Origin of the sequence: Pseudophaeobacter leonis, assembly GCF_002087335.1 — a bacterium.
Classification (GTDB): Bacteria; Pseudomonadota; Alphaproteobacteria; order Rhodobacterales; family Rhodobacteraceae; genus Pseudophaeobacter; species Pseudophaeobacter leonis.
Genome location: NZ_MWVJ01000030.1, coordinates 1 through 18,230, shown reverse-complemented (window position 1 = coordinate 18,230; position 18,230 = coordinate 1). Strand labels below are relative to the sequence as shown.

The 18,230-nt window shown below is 58.4% G+C and carries 7 protein-coding genes, 1 tRNA gene and 5 pseudogenes; 3 read left to right on the top strand and 10 right to left on the bottom strand.

Features of this window, described 5'->3' with window-relative positions; translation table 11 throughout:
- Window positions 1-591: 591 nt before the first annotated feature.
- Window positions 592-657 (top strand): annotated as a pseudogene (locus B4968_RS24215) (hypothetical protein); the annotation flags it as partial.
- 876 nt (window positions 658-1,533) lie between these two features.
- On the opposite strand, the gene B4968_RS08115 reads toward B4968_RS24215, so the two are convergent.
- The 9 genes and pseudogenes from B4968_RS08115 to B4968_RS08080 all read right to left on the bottom strand — a co-directional run bounded on the left by B4968_RS08115 (window position 1,534) and on the right by B4968_RS08080 (window position 12,731).
- Window positions 1,534-2,235, bottom strand: coding sequence for a LuxR C-terminal-related transcriptional regulator (locus B4968_RS08115; RefSeq protein ID WP_277620931.1), 702 nt, complete (start codon window positions 2,233-2,235; stop codon window positions 1,534-1,536).
- Window positions 2,159-4,183, bottom strand: a complete 2,025-nt coding sequence (locus tag B4968_RS08110) for a sensor histidine kinase (RefSeq protein WP_161492555.1) — start codon at window positions 4,181-4,183, stop codon at window positions 2,159-2,161. The genes B4968_RS08115 and B4968_RS08110 overlap by 77 nt, the downstream gene beginning before the upstream one ends.
- Window positions 4,184-4,285: 102 nt before the next feature.
- On the bottom strand, window positions 4,286-7,108 hold the full coding sequence (locus tag B4968_RS08105; protein ID WP_083098114.1) for a CARDB domain-containing protein: 2,823 nt from the start codon (window positions 7,106-7,108) through the stop codon (window positions 4,286-4,288).
- 410 nt (window positions 7,109-7,518) lie between these two features.
- Window positions 7,519-7,917, bottom strand: coding sequence for a hypothetical protein (locus B4968_RS08100; RefSeq protein ID WP_083098112.1), 399 nt, complete (start codon window positions 7,915-7,917; stop codon window positions 7,519-7,521).
- Window positions 7,918-8,210: 293 nt separating this feature from the next.
- Window positions 8,211-9,512: pseudogene (locus B4968_RS26375) on the bottom strand (methyl-accepting chemotaxis protein); the annotation flags it as partial.
- A gap of 90 nt (window positions 9,513-9,602) precedes the next feature.
- Window positions 9,603-10,235 (bottom strand): annotated as a pseudogene (locus B4968_RS26370) (cache domain-containing protein); the annotation flags it as partial.
- A gap of 600 nt (window positions 10,236-10,835) precedes the next feature.
- The gene (locus tag B4968_RS08090; protein ID WP_083098109.1) at window positions 10,836-11,798 is read right to left on the bottom strand and encodes a tyrosine-type recombinase/integrase; all 963 of its coding nucleotides are present in this window, start codon (window positions 11,796-11,798) and stop codon (window positions 10,836-10,838) included.
- A 141-nt stretch (window positions 11,799-11,939) separates the two neighbouring features.
- Window positions 11,940-12,026 (bottom strand) — tRNA-Leu (locus tag B4968_RS08085).
- A gap of 234 nt (window positions 12,027-12,260) precedes the next feature.
- On the bottom strand, window positions 12,261-12,731 hold the full coding sequence (locus B4968_RS08080; RefSeq protein WP_083098107.1) for an Lrp/AsnC family transcriptional regulator: 471 nt from the start codon (window positions 12,729-12,731) through the stop codon (window positions 12,261-12,263).
- A 126-nt stretch (window positions 12,732-12,857) separates the two neighbouring features.
- Here B4968_RS08080 and putA point away from each other — a divergent pair.
- Window positions 12,858-16,288 (top strand): annotated as a pseudogene (gene putA, locus B4968_RS08075) (bifunctional proline dehydrogenase/L-glutamate gamma-semialdehyde dehydrogenase PutA).
- A gap of 58 nt (window positions 16,289-16,346) precedes the next feature.
- Window positions 16,347-17,118 (top strand): annotated as a pseudogene (locus tag B4968_RS08070) (rhomboid family intramembrane serine protease).
- A 203-nt stretch (window positions 17,119-17,321) separates the two neighbouring features.
- Here B4968_RS08070 and B4968_RS08065 read toward each other — a convergent pair.
- A complete protein-coding gene (locus tag B4968_RS08065; protein WP_083098105.1) occupies window positions 17,322-18,107 on the bottom strand; it encodes an inositol monophosphatase family protein in 786 nt (261 codons plus the stop codon).
- Between the last annotated feature and the right edge of the window lie 123 nt (window positions 18,108-18,230).

Genomic DNA, 18,230 nt, shown 5'->3' with positions numbered 1-18,230 from the left:
ACTTTGCAAATGTCGCTATCTGCACATAGCCGACATCCAAGCTAAGAAATGTTTCGGTTCAAGTCTTCAAACAGATAAATCTGATTTGATCCGATGGGCCCAGCCATTGAGCCGGAGCTCTTGCGCTCAATGGGGGGCAATATGCATTATTAGCATACTGCATCTCCTGAGATTTCTTGTTTGTGCGGTTTGGCGCTTTCTCTCTTTGTTTTTGTTGCGTTCTGCCAAACTTTCATAGTCTTCGTGTTGTTTTTACTGGATATTCGCTAAATTTAGGTTCTGGCGCCGCGAGGCGTGGGGGTTCGAGTCCCTTCACCCGCACCACTTTGATTTCAAACGGAAAATTCAGCTGCTGCCTTGGCGAATTTTCGAAGGTGTTTTCGAAGTTTTACACTTCGTTTTACACTTTGGTTTTTGTTCCTATTCCGTTTTTGTTCTGTTCCGTCGCAGCTGCGCAGTCTTTGAAAGCTGCTTCTGGCCAGCCTGCTGGCGGTACTTCTTGACCATCTCGAGAGATTTGTGCCCGGTTACTGATTGTATCTCTGTGTCTGAACAGCCCGCCTCCGTAAAGCAACAGATGTCGGCGCTTACTTGGGCTTGACCCCAAGGAGATACCAATCTGGTGAAACAGATTGGTCAGTGCGCATCTCAAAACGCGGGGATGGGGCCATGCGCAAACTGCTTTATGAGGCAGCAAATATCTTGATCCAACGGGTGTCGCGCGTCTCACCGCTCAAAGCATGGGCAATGCGGCTTGTCGCACGAAGGGGAAATGAAAAAAGCCATCGTTGCGACGTCGCGAAAACTGGCTGTCATCCTGACCCGCATTTGGCGCGATGGTACGACCTTCGCCTGGGCCAAAGAGGAGCTGCCTGCATGAGATAGCCCAACCGAATACGCCCGTCCGGGTGTAAAGACGTCCCCCCTCTCGGCAGATTGCTATGCAATCGCCTGCCGGGCAATGATCGGGACGGTGGCCGGATGACCTCGTTGTCGAATTTCGATGCGCCTGAACTCAGGCGACCTCGCAGCGGACCTTTTTGAGGCACCAGTCCCCGACGCCATTATGAGGCGGCAACGCCGACCTCGGAGAGAACCATGAACCCGATGAGACCCAAATATACCCTTGAATTAGCGGCCGCAGATAGAGAACCTTAGCTGCAACTGCGAAGGTTCCGTGCCAGACAGGCAAAAGCGGCCATTCAAGTCCTGGCAGACCGAAACCCACATGCTGTACTGCCCACCAAGGTAAGCTATTCGCAGTTTGTGTACTGTGCAAAGTTGCGCTTCTCTCCTGAGCGCAACTTTGTCGTGAGTGTCACGCCCAATATGGTTCGAGTTCACGGTAACCGCATCGATGGTGGCGGTGATCTGAGAGCTCTCCGGGCTGACTGCAGCCACTCGCGACCGGGTTGGCTGGCGGGCTGCGGAATGCTCTCAGACCACCTGGCGGCGCAGAAAAAGTGTGAGCGATTCAGGGGACTATTCTCTGCCATTGCGCCCCGTGGCTACACGGCCACCGGCGCCGCGGGTTCAGGTCTCCAGGCTGGCCTCCATCAATCCTTCGCGCACCGCATATGCAATCAGCTCGGCCACGGAGTGCACCTGTACCTTGCGCATCAGGTTGGTGCGGTGATTGTCGACGGTTTTGGTGCTTACGCCGAGCCGATCGGCGATGTCACGATTGCCGAGGCCTTGCGCCACAAGGCTCAGGACCTGCCTTTCCCGCGCCGTCAGATTTTCACGCTCCGCCGCCGCCGCAAGGATTTCCTCGACTCCCGGTCCGAGTATCCGCTGTCCTGCTAGGATGCCAGGGATGGCGGCGGTGAAGGCGCTTATCTCTTCGCGCTTGAGGAAAATCGCCTCTGCGCCTGCTGTTGCGAGGTCCGACAGCAGCCCCGCGGATGTCATCCCGGAAAATACGATGATCCGGGTGTCCGGCGACCACCGCCGGACTTCGCCGAACACCTCGATCCCGCGGGAGTAGGGCATGGCGATGTCCAGGGTCAGCAAGGCTGGCTGATGGCTGCGAACCAAGGCTATGGCTTCCAGGCCATTGGTGGCCTGGGCCACCACCTCGACCCCGGTGGAGGTCAGGATCTGGGCGATACCCTGGCGGATCATGGCATGATCGTCTGCGATTACGGCGTCTGTGCGGTCATGACATTTTCCTGTCCTTGTCCTTGTTTTGCTGCTGGGGCTCCGGGGCCTCGAACGATGCCCCTGCGAAAACAAGCCTGGCAACGGTCCCGTTTTCCTGGGCAGATGCCAGGTCAAAGCGGATGCCGCTCTGTTCGGCCAGTTCCGAAACAATGGCGAGGCCCAGCCCGGAGCCGTTCGACCGGGGGCCCTTGGCGCCGCGTTCAAGGAGGCGCTTACATTCTTCCTGACTCATGCCCAGGCCGTCATCATGTACTTCGATCGTAAGGCCCGACCCGCAGCGGCGGCAGCCCACCAGAACGCGCTGCGCGCGGGCATGCTGCAGGGCGTTGGAGACCAGGTTGCCGACGCAGCGCATGCCCGACAGCGGATCGACAAAGACGGTTTGCGAAGACAGTACCACGCGCAGGTCGGTGTTCTGGCGGGCGGCTTCTGCCTTGAACATTGCCTCGACATTCTTGAGGACGATATCAAGGCAAAATTCCTCCTGTTCGCCGACCTGTGGCGGGTCGCTTTCGCCGGTGCCCAGCGGCTTGGCGGAATCCTCCAGACCGCTTCGCAGGATCTCGTCCAGGTAATCCAGGCTGTTGTTCAGGCCCAGTTTGTCGAGTTCCTTGTCGGAGAGGGCCATCCGGAGGGTCACCAGCGGCTGCCGGATGTCATGGGCTGCTGTTGCCAGCACGTCCTTGCTGCGCTGCATGGCTGCCGCAGCGCGCTGGCGGTCGTCTTCGGCGCGGCGCAGGGCCTCGCTGAGGTGCAGGCGTTCTTCCGAAAAGCGCAGCTGATCATTCAGATAGCGGTCGCGCTCGCGCCGGGCGGCCATGATCCGGAGCGCGATTGCGGTTGAGAAAGCGATGGCTTCGGTCAGAAAGCCGAGCCGCAGCGCCAAACCGACACGTTCCTGGGCAAACAGCCCCTCTGTCACGTATCCGAAAATGCCAAAGAGGAACGAGGCGGTAAGCGCGCCAAAGCCGATCACCAGAAAAACCGCGCCCGGCATCCTGCGGCGCACCGCTGCGGCGGCCAGGGCGACCTGCAGCACGGTTCCGGCCCCTGCGGCAAACAGGGTCGCATTCTTGTAAGCTTGGGTAGAGATCAGCGGAACCGACAAAAGCGCAAGGCCGAGCAGGAAGACGATGGCTGCCGTGGCCAGCCAGTGCAGCCACCGTGAATGCTTTTTTGTGCCGGTGATCTGGGAAACGAAGTGGATCCCCAGCGCAATGGACACCATCGACAGCATCGCCAGGGCAATATGGTTGAACCCCGGCGCGCCGGGCCAGAGGAACTGGAACGCATAGCCTTCCATGTGGATGAGCAGGACGACACTGCTGAGCATGTAGCCGCCGTAGGCAAACGCGCGTTTGCCATCCAGCCCGTAAAGATAGACTGTTGAGATCAGCCCCATCCCGAGGATGAGCGCTGTGAGGGCCAGGATCTGCCCGGCCTCATTCTGAGCGCGCCGCAGAAAATTCGGCACCGTTTCGATGAAGAGCGGCATCTCTGTGGCCTGGTTGGTATGGAAAGTAATGAAGACCGAAGCGGCCTCTCCGGCGGCGAGTGGGACCTTGGACACCAGGTGGCGGTAGGCTATCGGCCTGGCATCGAAAGTGTCCGCGGCAACCAGGGACAGCAGCCGGGAGGCCGACGCCGCCGGATAGCCGCCGGGCAACAGATAGACATCCAGGCTTTGCGCGACGGGGATGTCGTGGGTAAGCCACCAGATCCCGTCGGTTCCGGTCTGGTTCCGCAGCCGCAGGCGCACCCAGTAGCGGTCCTTGCCGAAGCCGAAATCAACAAGCGCGCCCTCCACCGGGCGGAACCGGGCGGCAGCGTCCGGCGCCGCCACATCCTGGAGCGTCAGGGCGTAAGTCCCGTCAGCCAGCGTGCAGGCAAAGGGCGTAAGATCGATGCGGAAGGTGTCGTCGAGCGACAGAGCGGCCTCCGGGCATGGCGCGGCAGTCTGCGCACCGGAGGCCGCCGCGCTGAGGGTAATAAGGACCACTGCCGCAATCAGTCTGAACATGATGAACTGCTGTGCCGTTGACATTCTGATAAACCATAGCCCGTCTGTCCAAGATAGCTAGCCCGGCTGCGAACGGCGGGTCCGGGCTGCCGCGCCGGGCTGTCAGAGGATGAAGTCGCTGACCTCGAGTTCCGTGAGCCCCCTGAACTTCACCGTAAAGTCCGCAATGCCGTCGCCATCGACATCGCCTCGAAGCAGCAGCGTGTTCTTGTTTGCTACGAAATGAAGCTCGCCCGCGGTGCCGCTCAGCTCTGCACCGGCGATAAAATCGAAAGCCTGGTCGCCGCCATCGCCCTGTGAGGCGTCGATCCCGGACAGATCGACAAGATCGCCGGTTTCAAAATCACGGATCTTGTCCTGGTGGATTTCGGCAACGGCGCTGAATACAAACCCACCGTCCGAGCCCCCGCCGCTCAGCGTGTCCTGGCCCTTGCCGCCGTCCAGCCGGTCCGTGCCACCGCCGCCGAACAGCCGGTCTTCGCCGTCGCCGCCCTGCAGCCAGTCGCCGCCCGCGCCGCCCCGAAGCTGGTCCTGCGCCCCGCCGCCAGATAGGTCGTCATTGCCGCTGCCCCCGTTTAGCGTGTCATTGCCATCGCCGCCCGATAGCAGATCGCCGCCGTCGGCACCCAGGATCGCGTCATGGCCGGACAGCCCAAGAATATAGTCGGCGCCGTTGCCGCCGCGCAGGGCGCTCAGCCCCTTGTCATCGTCATAATCCGCCTGGTCGGCGCTGGTGTAGGTCGGGAACAGAGGCAGGTCAGAGCCGTCAATATCCTTGACCGCGCTGTAGTCGGTCAGGCCGAAGCTGATCTTCTGCGTGCCGTCGTATTTGTCCGCCAGCGCATCCTTGCTGAGCATCGACAGGTTTGCCCAGTAGACGCCGATGTTGTGGTGGGCACCAAAGCCCTTGGGAAAGAAGAAACCGCCCGAGTCCTGCTCGTGGTTTTCGAGGTTGGGCTGGTCCAGGCGGGTGATGGCTTCATCGAAGTTCTTGTTATTGCGTAGGATATTGTTGCTTACAAAGCCGTCTAGGATGTCGAGATCGACAGTTTCCGCAAAGGTGACAGCGTCCTCGCTGTGCGAGATGCCGATGTAGTGTGCGGGCGCATTCAGCGTGACGGAGCCGCCATCGACATCAACGACATCGTAATCGTGTTGATGTTCAAAGCCGTCGAAAGCCTCCGTGTGCGAATAAAGCGTTTTGTCGATGCCAGCCGAGGCCAAAGAAACCACTGTCAGATCCACACTTTCCTCAAGACGCTGCGCGTCCACCGAGGTGAAGATATCGACCATGGAGCCGCCCAGGCTGTGCCCGGAGACGATCATCTTTTCGATTCCGTTTTCAGGGGAGTTGGCATAGGACAGGGCCGCCTCGATCAGAGGTTTGTGCGCGTTGTAGTGATGGTACAGACCATCGCCGGAGAACGCTTGCCCGTTCACAAAGGCATTCAGGTTGCTGTCCTTGCTGTCGGTGCCGCGGAAGCTGAGCACCAGTGTCTTGGCGCCGTCGCTGGTCTCGCCGAGCGCCAGGATCGACTGCGCATCCCAGCTGGGCAGCAGGGCCTCAGCCTTGCCCTCGAAAAGCCCGCCGCCGTTGAAGCGTGCGTTTTCATTCGGGACGAAGTGGTCCCCCAGGTCCGCGTCGGTCAAAACCGTCCAGCCCAAGGTGCTGAAGTAGTCGTTGTAGCTGTCAGTCAGCCCGTTGTCGTCCGATCCGCGGTAGGTTTCGCCGATATTTCCTTCGCCGTAGACAGAGCGCGCAAATAGCGTGCCGATTTCTACATGCTCCATGGAATTCGCGACGCTGTGCGATTCAGAGTGTGTGGCGCCGACCAGCTCGGTCCGTTCATTGTTTCCAGTGTCCGCTTCATCCGCGGTATCGACAATCCGCACCGTGAACTTGCCGGTGTCAGTGCTTTTCAACGTGTACTGGATGCTCTCTGTGTTGGTCTGACCCGCGCTCAGGCAAAAGCTCACGCTGTCGCTGCCGATGAGGCGTTCGGACCCGTTGGTTTGTATGGAAAAATCCTCCAGGTCGAAACCGCCATCGAGCAATCCGCCGTAGTCGGCACCGCCGATGTTGGCCAGCGTCGCCTTGAGCTTGATCTCTTCGCCGGCCTTGATTTCTCCAAAGACCTGAATGTCCTGGACTGTCAGGTCGGGGGCCTCTGCGAAAAAGGCAGTAGACTTCGAATTGTTGCTGGTTACAGCCTCGCCATCGATGCCGGTTACCCGGACCTCGATATTCTGCTGGCCTGGGGACTCTACGGTGTAGGAGAAGGTTTCCTTGTTGGATTGGCCCGCATTGAGGCCAAACGACACGGAATCGGTACCAACAACCGTGCCGTTCACCAGATACTCGACGTCAAAATTCTTGCCGATCCCGAGATAGTCGGTCTCTCCGATGTTCTTCAGGGTCGCCTCGATCGTAACCTTTTCACCCAGCGCCCTGTCACCGGTGATTTCAATGTCCTCAACGACCATATCCGGCGCGGATCGGTAGTCAATCTTGCCCTCGAAGTAGTACATCGTCAGTGTCTTGCCGGTGTCGTTGTCGACACGAAGACGCCAATTCCCGTTTACTGGATCGCCGTCAAAGCCTGTGGAAAAGGTGCTCTCGCCACCGGTGCCGTCGTAATAGATGTCGTGGTCGTAGGCGCTGTCGCTGTCCTTGCCGGCGTCGGTGTCATTTCCGAAGTGGTCGAAGTTGTAATAGATCGGGTGGCGTTCACCGTCGGGGGAATAGAGATAGATGTCGACTTTTCCCAGGTCGACTTTCTGACCGCCGTTGTAGTCAATTTTGAATCTGTAGGCGACGTTGGTCACTGTGGCATGAAGGGAATCGCCGGTCGGGTTGAAGTAATAATTGAAGGTGCCCTGGCCGATGTTTCTGTCGGTTCCGGAATAGTGCTGCGCCTGACCCATCGAACTTTCCTAACTATACTAAGGACTCCAATTTCGCCTTCGATCTTAGGGCGCTCCAGGTTTTCGTGACATGGGGTAGATACCCTAATCGGCGCAAGCCAGTTCACATCCTTTGGCTGGACATATCGGTTGCGTCGATCTTGGAATACCTCTCGTACAAGGCGGCTTTGTCCGCATACTGCCCTCTAGCCATCAAAGTTGCTGCAACAGAGTTTGACTGGTTTGGTGAAGCTGCACTGCGGCACGACCTGACACCGCCAAGGTCGGCTCTGGGCCGTTCACTACACTTTCTCCGCTACCTACGCATAGCTGACATCGGCGTCTGGTATAGGCCGATCCTCCGCATCATGGCCTGTCAAAACGTCCGGAGGTCAGCTTCCAGCCCATTTGTGGCATAGGTTCAGGAGTTGTCAGCGTATTTTTCCACGCAAAACGATAGTAGGTTTTTCTTCACAGAAACCGAGGACTACCGTCACCGAGGTTGGAAAAGCAGGCTTGTCGAATACCAATTGGGCGCGCCCCCACTGGCTGCTTGCGGGCACACCATTGCGCGACATAAAGGCGTCACACTCCCCCGAACCTTGTCCGATCCAATATGCATCATGTGTGCTTCGGTTTGAAAAATTCCCTGCCAACCCTGGGATGATCAGCGTGGCGGAATATGCGTCAACGTTAGTGAATGAAAAGATGGCTGCGTCACCTTCTTCAGATTCATACACAATCGGCCCCATGTCGCTATCCCACACTTCGTCGGCCAACGTTGGCATGGCCAGTAGGGCAATTACTGCGGCAAGGCGAAAAGCGTTCATGGAGTACTCCTGTTCAGATCAACGTACACAGGTTGGCATACATTGGGTGTCCCGGACAGTGAGCAATCTCGCAATGACCGCGTGGAGCTCATTGCCGCCGTCGCCACTCGGCCTGGATACTGCACTCGCATCAGGCCGCTTGCAGCCCAATCCAGACATACACTTTGGCGTGGGGCGAGGATAAAGGCCCCTGGCTGCAGACGCAAGAAAACATCAAGCGTATATTTGCGGCCATTACCATTTTCTGTTCGGGTTGCTTCTAGAGTATGCCATCTCGCCAGTGGGCTATCGGACTAGAAGTCCTCCCATTTGTCTGGTGCAGCGTTGCCATGCGCACTGGCTTTCATAGGTACCGACGTGTTTTCACCCAGATCCCAATCTTGATCTTCCGAAGCGACCGGTGCGTGCGCGGAGGGTGCGTGAGACACCCGCATCGGTGTCGGGCTCTCACTGATCGAAATCTTGAAGTGAGAAACCAACTCCGCCAGCTTGGTTGCATCGCTGTTCAGCATGTGGCCCGCAGCGGTGGCCTCTTCGACCATAGCGGCGTTCTGCTGAGTCACCTTGTCAAGCTGCACCACGCCAGTGTTGATCTCGCCCAGACCCGTGGACTGCTCCACAGCGCCCTCGGCAATGTCTGTCACCAGTTTCGAGATGTTATTGACCCGGTCAACGATATTTTGCAGCGCCCCGCCGGCCTTGCCGACCAAATCAACGCCGCGTTCCACCTGCGTGGAACTATCGCTGATCAGCGTCTTGATCTCCATCGCCGCATCGGACGACCGTTGCGCCAGGGCGCGCACTTCAGAGGCGACCACAGCAAAGCCGCGACCCGCTTCGCCGGCTCGGGCGGCCTCTACCCCGGCGTTGAGCGCCAGCAGGTTGGTCTGAAAGGCAATGTCGTCGATGACGCTGATAATCTGGGCAATATGGCTGGAGGACTGTTCTATTTCAGTCATGGCCGAAACCGCACTTTGCACCACATCGCCGCTGGTTTTTGCTTCTTGCTTAGCCTCATCCACGATGCTTTCGACGCTCCGGGCCCCTTCTGCTGCGGATTTGACGCTGGCAGTCAGCTCATCCAGGGCCGCGGCAGTTTCTTCCAGTGTGGCGGCCTGACTTTCGGTTCGATGTGACAGATCATCCGAGGATTGGCTGATTTCAGCCGCGCCATTGCGGATGCTCGAGGCTGATTCAACCACCTTTGAGACGGTCTGATTGAGGTGCTCAACTGTTCGGTTGAAATCAAGGCGCAGTTGTTCGTAGTCCTGTGGAAAAGGATCCGGGATGGATGCTGTCAGGTCTCCCTCCGACAGATTGGCCAGACGCTCGCCCAGGGTTGTTACAATACGTGCCTGATCTTTGGCTTTTTCCTTCTGAGTCCTTTCCATTGCGCGTTGTTTTGTCAGCGCGTCGCGGAATACGCCCAAACTACGGGCCATGTCGCCGATCTCACCTTTCGCGGGCAGCTCCTTCAGATCGATGTCAAGCTCACCTTCCGACAAGGAAACCATACGGGTACCAATGAGGTTCAGCTGACCGCTGAGCCAACGGCCCAGAAGAAAGGCCAGGCCACCTGCAAGAACCATAGCTGCAACCGCTGCCGCCAGCCCGGTTTTGCGTATGCCGCTGGTAATTGCTGCGATTGTTTTCAGAGGCACAAGGGCATTGCCGACAGCAACCACATTTCCGGAAAAATCAAGTATTTCAAAGGGGCTGCCTGCATAGGCATAGCCGTCAATTTCGTAATTTGTCCACTGGCCGGAAATGCCGTTCAAAGCACTGGCAATCGCATCTGCATCAAGAAGAGCAGGCCCGTCATAGTTCCCGGTCAGGCGCGTGATCTCCTGATCGTTTGCGGAGAAAGAACTGAGATCACCGTCCGGCAGCAGGTAGACTTCCAAACGACTGTCTCCGCCTTCGGTCAGGCTTTCAATCAGATCAGCGTTGAACTTGAGGCCAATTTCAACGGTGCCCACATGCGAGCCCTCGTGGCTAACAGGGCTGATCCCCCGGATTCCGATGCCTGCCCGGCCGCGCTCAAGTCCGGAAACCGGTGCCTGTGCCTTGTTCGCGGCCACAACAGAGTGCCGGAAACCAGAGAGGTCATCGCCAAATTTTTCTGGTTTATGTACCCGAAAGGCTGAGGCCGCGTCAGGGGTGTGAAACTGGAATTGAGCAATGCCGGCTTCTGCAGCCAACCTTTTAAAGTCGCGAGCGAAAAGCCTGTCGAGTGCTTCCCGGTCCTGGTCAGCAAGGGCACGCTGTGCATCTGACACAGAGGCAACGGTCTGCGCGGCAGTCAGCGCAAGCTGCATACGTCCTTCTATTTCTGAATGTACGCGCGATTCGAACTGATTCAGTTCACGGCGCGTGCCTTCATCCGAAACTTTCTCAAGTCCGAGGAACAAAGGAATCGTGACGATAAGAATGGCGAAAAAAGAACTGACTATCAGCGAAAAAATGATCCGCGCTCTGAGGGACATTGTTAAACTCCTATCGACAACACTTCTTTATAGACGTCATGGCCTTAAAAAAATCCAAAGAAGCGGAGCCAGTACTTGCCACGTTTCAACTTAGGAGCATTGCAGAAAATGCGCTGTGTTCAGAGCTACTGCGGTCTTTTCAGTAGTTGGACAGTGTTTTGTTGTATGGAGGGAACAACGATGGCTTTTCCTGTAGCGGTGTTCCGCGTTCGATGATGAGCGAACCGATGAAGGGGACTGTTTCACACAAGTTTACAAAGTGACCTGCTTCAGACAGCCGGCCTTTGGCCCGCAATCTTGCTGCATATTTCTAGAATTGACCGCATTTCATGCTGCAGCGCAGACTGCTAAACACTGATGTTAGGATGATGGCAGGAGTTTGCAAACTCCGCAATCTGCGCAAAGCTGCCCTTGTCACAGGAGTTCCGACGCCTAATCAAGACGCTTAGCAAGCTCCTCAGCGCTTTCGTTGTAATACACCCGCAACTGTCTCAAGTCGGTATGCCCAACCATTCGGGCAAGCGCCAGAACATCGAGCTTTGTTGATAGCGCCGTTATCGCCGCATGTCGTGAATCATGAAACGTTAACCCGGCCACACCGGCCCGATCTCGCAGCTTTCGAAACAAGACATCCAACTGCCGTGATGAAAGGCCGAACACCGGGTCAAGAACCGGCAACTCTCTTAGCAGCTCAAGAGCCCTTGTTGACAACGGCACCTCGCGTGGTCTCCCATTTTTGGTATGAGACGAAAGAGCCACCCGACGGTCCAAATCCACTCTATCCCAGTCCAAACTCGCGATCTCACCGGCGCGCATAGCAGTGACCATTGCAAACTTAAACGCATGGAAGGCCCGCGCTGTGGCCTTTTCCAGATCCTCACCCGCACTGAATTGCATCGCCTCGATCTCCGCCAACGTCGGGAGGCGATCACGCGCTGGAGGCTTTGCTGGTTTACGCACATCGCTAAGAGGATTCACGCCAATCAGTTCCCAATCCCGCCGCGCAACAGTCAGCACTGATGACATGAGCTGCATCTCTCGAATGACGCTCGCGGGCGCGACCTCCTTTAACCGCATGTCTCGCCACTTTGCGAAGTCTTTGGCAGACAAGTCCTCCAGCCGGATCTTTGCGATTGCGTCGCGCCCAATCTTTTCCAGCCGTATCGCTTCCCAACGATGCCCCCGTTTTGCTGGCGAAACCTCACGGGCATAACGCTCAAACACCTCGCCCAGCGTTAGCTTGGCCGCCACTTTGTCGTGGTTCAGAATCTCATACTCCGCCCGAGAAGCCCAATCTTTGGCCTCTTGCTTGGTCGGGAATACCTTTGACTTTCGGATACCGTTGCGGGCAACCTCGGCCCGGTATCCTGATTTAAGCTTACGAATAGACGCCATGAATTACGCACCGTGCGGAAAATATGCGTAAACCAATACACATTCCTGCACATCATGGGTAGACACTCAATTTGACGAAACCCGTAACACCCTAATTCTGTATGGATAAATGTTCAAAACCGTTCAGCTCGGTTTATATATTGGTGCGGGCGGTGGGACTCGAACCCACACGGGCACAAGGCCCAACAGATTTTAAGTCTGGTATGTCTACCATTCCATCACGCCCGCATCTGGCGTCGTCGTCAGTTTTCAGTTTCGGGCCCGTCTCTGACCCTAAACAGTCACCTCACATCAACGCCCTGTTTCGTATTCATATCTCAACACAGATACAAGCATTTTTAGCCTCGCATCTCATCTGGCCCCTCACGGCCGCAAACGCGGCCCAAACAGCCACTCAGTAGGTACAAAATTTTTCTAGCCCCCTCCCCCACAATGACAGCTAACTATATCAAGCGATGCAGACTATACGGGCGCCAAAGCCGCGTCCTCCTTTACCGCTTGCATGGCCACATAGGTTGAGGTGGCAGAAACATGCGGCAAGGATGAGATCTTCTCGCCCAAAACCTGGCGATAGGCCGACATTGACCGGGTCCGCACCTTGAGAAGGTAGTCAAAATGCGAGGCCATCAGGTGGGCCTGCTCAATCTCGGGGATCCGGGTCACGGCGGCATTGAACTTTGACAGGGCAGCCTCGCGTGTATCCTCGAGCTTGACCTCTACAAAGGCCACATGGTCCAGGCCAAGCCGAATTGGGTCGATCAAAGCACGATACCCTGTAATAATACCCTCGCGTTCCAGCCGCCGCAGTCGTGTTTGCGTTGGCGATTTGGACAAACCGATGCGCCGCGCCAGATCCGCAATAGAGATGCGGCCATCCTCTCCAACGACGTTTAGAATCTCCCGGTCAAACCGGTCCAGCTCTGAAAAGTCCATATAGATCGAAACTCCGCTAAAAATTCACCCGTTCGGACTAACTTATATACAAAATCAGGAGATTGTCCTGCCTGAATAGCCATACACTTACCAAAACGCCTCTCCGTAGAGAAATGGAGCTAAGATATGACCCAGCCCAGTAAACTGGACAGTAAATTCGACAGCAAATTGCGCGACCGGATTGATGCCGGGACCTATGTCGACCAACAAGACATGTTTGGCCAGTTGTGCAACACGGCTGCGCTGAGCGAGGCGGATCGGGCCAGGATTTGCTCTGCTGCCGCCAGTCTGGTGCGCGATCTCCGGGGGCACTCAAACCCCGGATTGATGGAAGTCTTTCTCGCCGAATATGGCCTGTCCACTGATGAGGGCGTGGCGCTGATGTGCCTGGCTGAGGCGCTGCTGCGGGTGCCGGATGCCGATACCATTGATGCGCTGATTGAGGATAAGATCGCCCCCTCTGACTGGGGCAAACACCTGGGCCGCTCCTCTTCCTCACTGGTCAATGCCTCGACCGGGGCCCTGATGCTCACCGGGCGGGTGCTGGACGAAGAACGCAGCCCCGTGGGCGCCTTGCGTGGTGCAATAAAACGCTTGGGCGAGCCGGTCATCCGAACCGCCGTAGGCCGCGCCATGAAGGAAATGGGCCGCCAGTTTGTACTGGGCGAAAGCATCGAGGCCGCAATGAAACGTGCCGCAGGCATGGAGGCCAAGGGCTATACCTATTCCTACGATATGTTGGGAGAGGCAGCCCGCACCGAAGCTGACGCGGCCCGCTATCATCTGGCCTATTCCAAGGCGATATCGGCCATTGCTGCCGCCTGTGACAGTGATGATATTCGCAAAAACCCCGGCATCTCGATCAAGCTGTCGGCGCTGCACCCGCGTTATGAGCTGGCGCAGGAGGCCCGCGTCATGGAACAGCTGGTGCCCCGCATCAAGGCGCTGGCGCTGCTGGCAAAATCCGCCAAAATGGGGCTCAACATCGATGCGGAAGAGGCCGACCGGCTGTCGCTGTCGCTTGGGGTGATCGAGGCTGTGGTCTCGGACCCATCGCTGGCAGGCTGGGAAGGCTTTGGCGTTGTGGTGCAGGCCTATGGCCCGCGCACGGGGTTTGCGATTGCCGCGCTTTATGCCATGGCCGAGACATATGACCGCCGTTTTATGGTGCGTCTGGTCAAGGGCGCCTATTGGGACACTGAGGTCAAGCTGGCACAGGTCGAAGGCGTCGACGGCTTTCCGGTCTTCACCAACAAATCCCTGACCGATGTCTCTTATATTGCCAATGCCCGCAAGCTGCTGAACATGACCGACCGGATCTATCCGCAGTTTGCCACCCATAACGCCCATACCGTCAGCGCCATCCTGCATATGGCAGAAGATCCAGAAAGCTATGAATTCCAGCGCCTGCATGGCATGGGCGAGACCCTGCACAATATGGTGCTGGAGCAAAACCAGACCCGCTGCCGGATCTACGCACCTGTTGGTGCGCATCTTGACCTGCTGGCCTATCTGGTACGGCGTCTGCTAGAAAACGGTGCCAACAGCTCGTTTGTGAACCAGATCGTTGACGAAGACGTCTCGCCCGAAGAGGTCGCGGCTGATCCTTTTGTTGCCGCTGCGGATTGCGCCAACACCATCGCGACCGGGCCCGAGCTTTATGCGCCGGAACGCCCGAATTCCAAAGGTTTTGACCTGGGCCACGCTCCCACCCTGGCGCGGATATATGCGGCCCGTGCGCCCTGGCATGACCACAGCTGGCAGGCGGCACCGCTGATTGCCGGTGAGGCCACGCCGGACGCCGCTGAAGAGGTGATCAACCCCTCGGATCTGACAGGGGTTGGCCATGTCTCTGCCGCAAGCCCGGCAGATGTCGAACTGGCCCTTTCATCTGCCCGACCCTGGAGCGTTCCTGCCGCCGAGCGCGCAGCAGTTCTGAACAAAGCCGCTGATCTCTATGAGGAAAACTTTGGCGAGCTCTTTGCCATACTGGCGCGCGAGGCGGGCAAAAGCATCCCCGACGCCGTCTCAGAGCTGCGCGAAGCGGTGGATTTCATGCGCTACTACGCCGCCCGCATCCCAGAGGCAGCCGCTGCGGGCACCTTTACCTGCATCTCACCCTGGAACTTTCCCCTGGCGATCTTCTCGGGTCAGATTTCTGCGGCGCTGGCTGTTGGTAATGCCGTGCTGGCAAAACCGGCAGAGCAGACGCCGCTGATAGCCCACCGCGCGATTTCACTGCTGCATGAGGCTGGCGTGCCGCGCGCGGCACTGCAGCTGTTCCCGGGGCGTGGGGCGGTGATCGGCAGCGCCCTGACCGGCGACGCCCGGGTGAATGGCGTGGCCTTTACCGGATCCACCGCCACGGCCATGCGCATTCGCGCCACGATGGCCGAGAACCTGCAGCCCGGCGCGCCGCTGATTGCCGAACCCGGCGGGCTGAACGCGATGATCGTCGACAGCACCGCCCTGCCCGAGCAGGCCGTGCAGGCGGTGATTGAAAGCGCTTTTCAGTCCGCAGGCCAGCGCTGCTCGGCGCTGCGCTGTCTCTATCTGCAAGAAGACATCGCGGATGACGTGCTGACCATGCTGAAAGGCGCTATGGATGTGCTGCATCTTGGCGATCCCTGGCATCTCGACGTTGACAGTGGCCCTGTGATTGATGCCGCAGCGCGGGCGGGTATTCTGGCCCATATCGATCAGGCGCGCGCCGACGGGCGGGTTCTGAAAGAGATGAACACGCCGCAGGGCGGCACCTTTGTGGCGCCAACCCTGATCGCGGTCGCAGGTATCGGCGATCTGGAGCAGGAAATCTTTGGGCCAGTGCTGCATGTGGCCCGCTTCAAATCACACGAGCTGGACAAGGTCATTGGCGATATCAACGCCACCGGCTATGGGCTGACCTTTGGGTTGCACACCCGCATCGATGACCGGGTGCAGCACGTCTGTGACCGCATCCATGCCGGCAATATCTACGTCAACCGCAACCAGATCGGCGCCATCGTTGGCAGCCAGCCCTTTGGCGGCGAGGGGCTCTCGGGCACCGGCCCCAAGGCGGGTGGCCCCAACTATCTGGCGCGCTTTTGCGCCCCCGACCGCCAGCTCGTATCTGAGGCCTGGGGGAAAACAACCGCTGAGCTGCCTGCGGAGACTGGTGTGCCAGGGCGCCCCGTCACCACCTCGCTGCCCGGCCCCACCGGTGAGTCCAACCGCCTGACGACCTCGGCCCGCCCGCCATTGTTGTGCATGGGACCGGGCGCTGAGGCGGCTGCCGCACAGGCAAAACAGGTCATTGACCTCGGGGGCACCGCGATTGAGGCCCAGGGCATGTTTGATCTGCACCGTCTGGAGTTCATTCAGGGGATCGCGGGCGTGCTGTGGTGGGGCGATGAGGCAAAGGGCCGCGAGATAGAGCGCACCCTCGCAAAACGAGCGGGCCCGATCCTGCCCTTGATCCCCGGCAGGCCGGATCGCGGCCGCGTTCTGGCCGAGCGCCATGTCTGTGTGACACCACCGCCGCAGGCGGAAACGCAGCCCTTCTTGGCGGCGAAGGTTAAGCCCAGGGCGGCACCATAACCTCTTGACGCTGGGCTGAAAACGGCCCAGCGTCCCGATATGTTTCCACTGCGCGACCATAACCCTTCGGACTGCACGCCCTATGTTGTCTATTGCCTGATTGCCGTGAATGTCCTGGTCCATTTGTTTTTTTACGGCGCGCATGCGAGCCCGCAGGCCCTGATGCAGTTTTATCAGAGCTACGGCATCATCCCGGCTGAAATTTCGCGCGGCGAAGGCACTGCCACGCTGTTTACCTCGGTCTTCCTGCATGGCGGCATGATGCATCTGGGCGGCAATATGCTGTTTCTCTGGATCTTTGGCGACAACCTTGAGGATGAGATGGGCCACCTGCCCTTTCTTGCCTTCTACCTGGCCTGCGGCATTGGCGCCGGGCTGATCCACGTCTTGGCGGCTCCGGAGTCGCAGGTGCCGACCATCGGTGCCTCTGGCGCCATCGCGGGGGTGCTGGGGGGCTATCTGTTGCTGTTCCCCAAAGCGCGGGTTGATGTGCTGCTGATTTTCATCGTGTTTTTCCGTGTCACCACCGGTGCCCGCCTCGCTGATGCTGGGGCTTTGGCTGGTGTTGCAGGTCTTTGGCGGTATTGGCACCAACCCGGATGAGGGCGGCGTCGCCTATTGGGCCCATGCGGGCGGCTTTGGCGTCGGGCTGGTTTTCACCCTGCCGCTCTGGCTCATACGCGGTGGCGCGTCCTACTGGAGCAAAACCCAGGGACAGCCGCCCAATCCCAAGACAGAATACACCTATAGCGTGACCCGCGTCCCCCGCCTGCCACGCAGGAAAAAGACCCCAGGACCCTGGGGGAAATAGGCGGTGGGGCTGTGCCTCACAGTTCCGCCTTTTGGGGTGCCTTTGCAGAGCCTTTTGCACCCTCGGCAATGACCGCTGCAACACAGCGGGGTCCTGGCCATAAGAGCCATGATAAAAGAGCCGGTATAAAAAACCGCGACAAAAAAAGACGCGCCCCGAATGGGGACGCGCCATTTTTGAAATAAGTACCGAAGGTCGGGAATTTACTTCCGGATGACTTTGGCAAAGCTTTCATAGATCGGCTCGTTGGCGCAGATTACCTCTCCGGACTCAACGATGCTGTCTGTGGGGTTCAGCGCCTCAACCAGACCGCCAGCCTCTTGCACGATGATAATGCCCGCGGCCAGATCCCAGGGTTTGAGGCGACGCTCCCAGAAACCATCGTAGCCGCCAGCCGCCACATAGGCCATGTCCAGCGCAGCCGAGCCAAAGCGGCGGACACCGGCACAGGCAGGCAGCAGACGCGCAAGGTCCTGCAGTGTTTCAGGCAGATCCGCACGGCCGGCAAAAGGCAGGCCGGTGGCAAAGATGGATTCAATCAAACGGTTGCGGCCAGAGGTCCGGATCCGGCTTTCATTCATCCAGGCCCCGGTGCCCTTTTCAGCAAAGAACAGCTCGTCTTTGGTAGTGTCATAGATCACACCGGCAATGATCTTGCCTTTGTGCTCCAGTGCGATGGAGACGGCCCAATGGGGCAAACCATGCAAAAAGTTGGTGGTGCCATCCAGCGGATCAACAATCCAGCGACGGGTCGGATCCTCTCCGGGGGTCTCGCCCCCCTCTTCGGCCATCCAGCCAGAGGTGGGGCGCGCGCCCATCAGTTCTTCTTTCAGGATCGCTTCAGCCGCGATATCTGCTTTGGAGACAACATCTCCGGGCCCTTTACGCGAGACCTGCAGGTTTTCCACCTCGCGAAAGTCTTTCGCGAGAGAGCGGCCAGCCTTGCGGGCGGCTTTGATCATCACATTGAGGTTTGCGCTGCCAATCATATTTGCTGGATCCTGTTGAGCTCGGGGAGATGTCGGTCAATGCGTGCCTATACGCCGCAAGCCCTCATTTGCCAAGGGTGAATACCTCATGAAAGCCAGGCATCTCTTCGGGGGCTAGGGAGG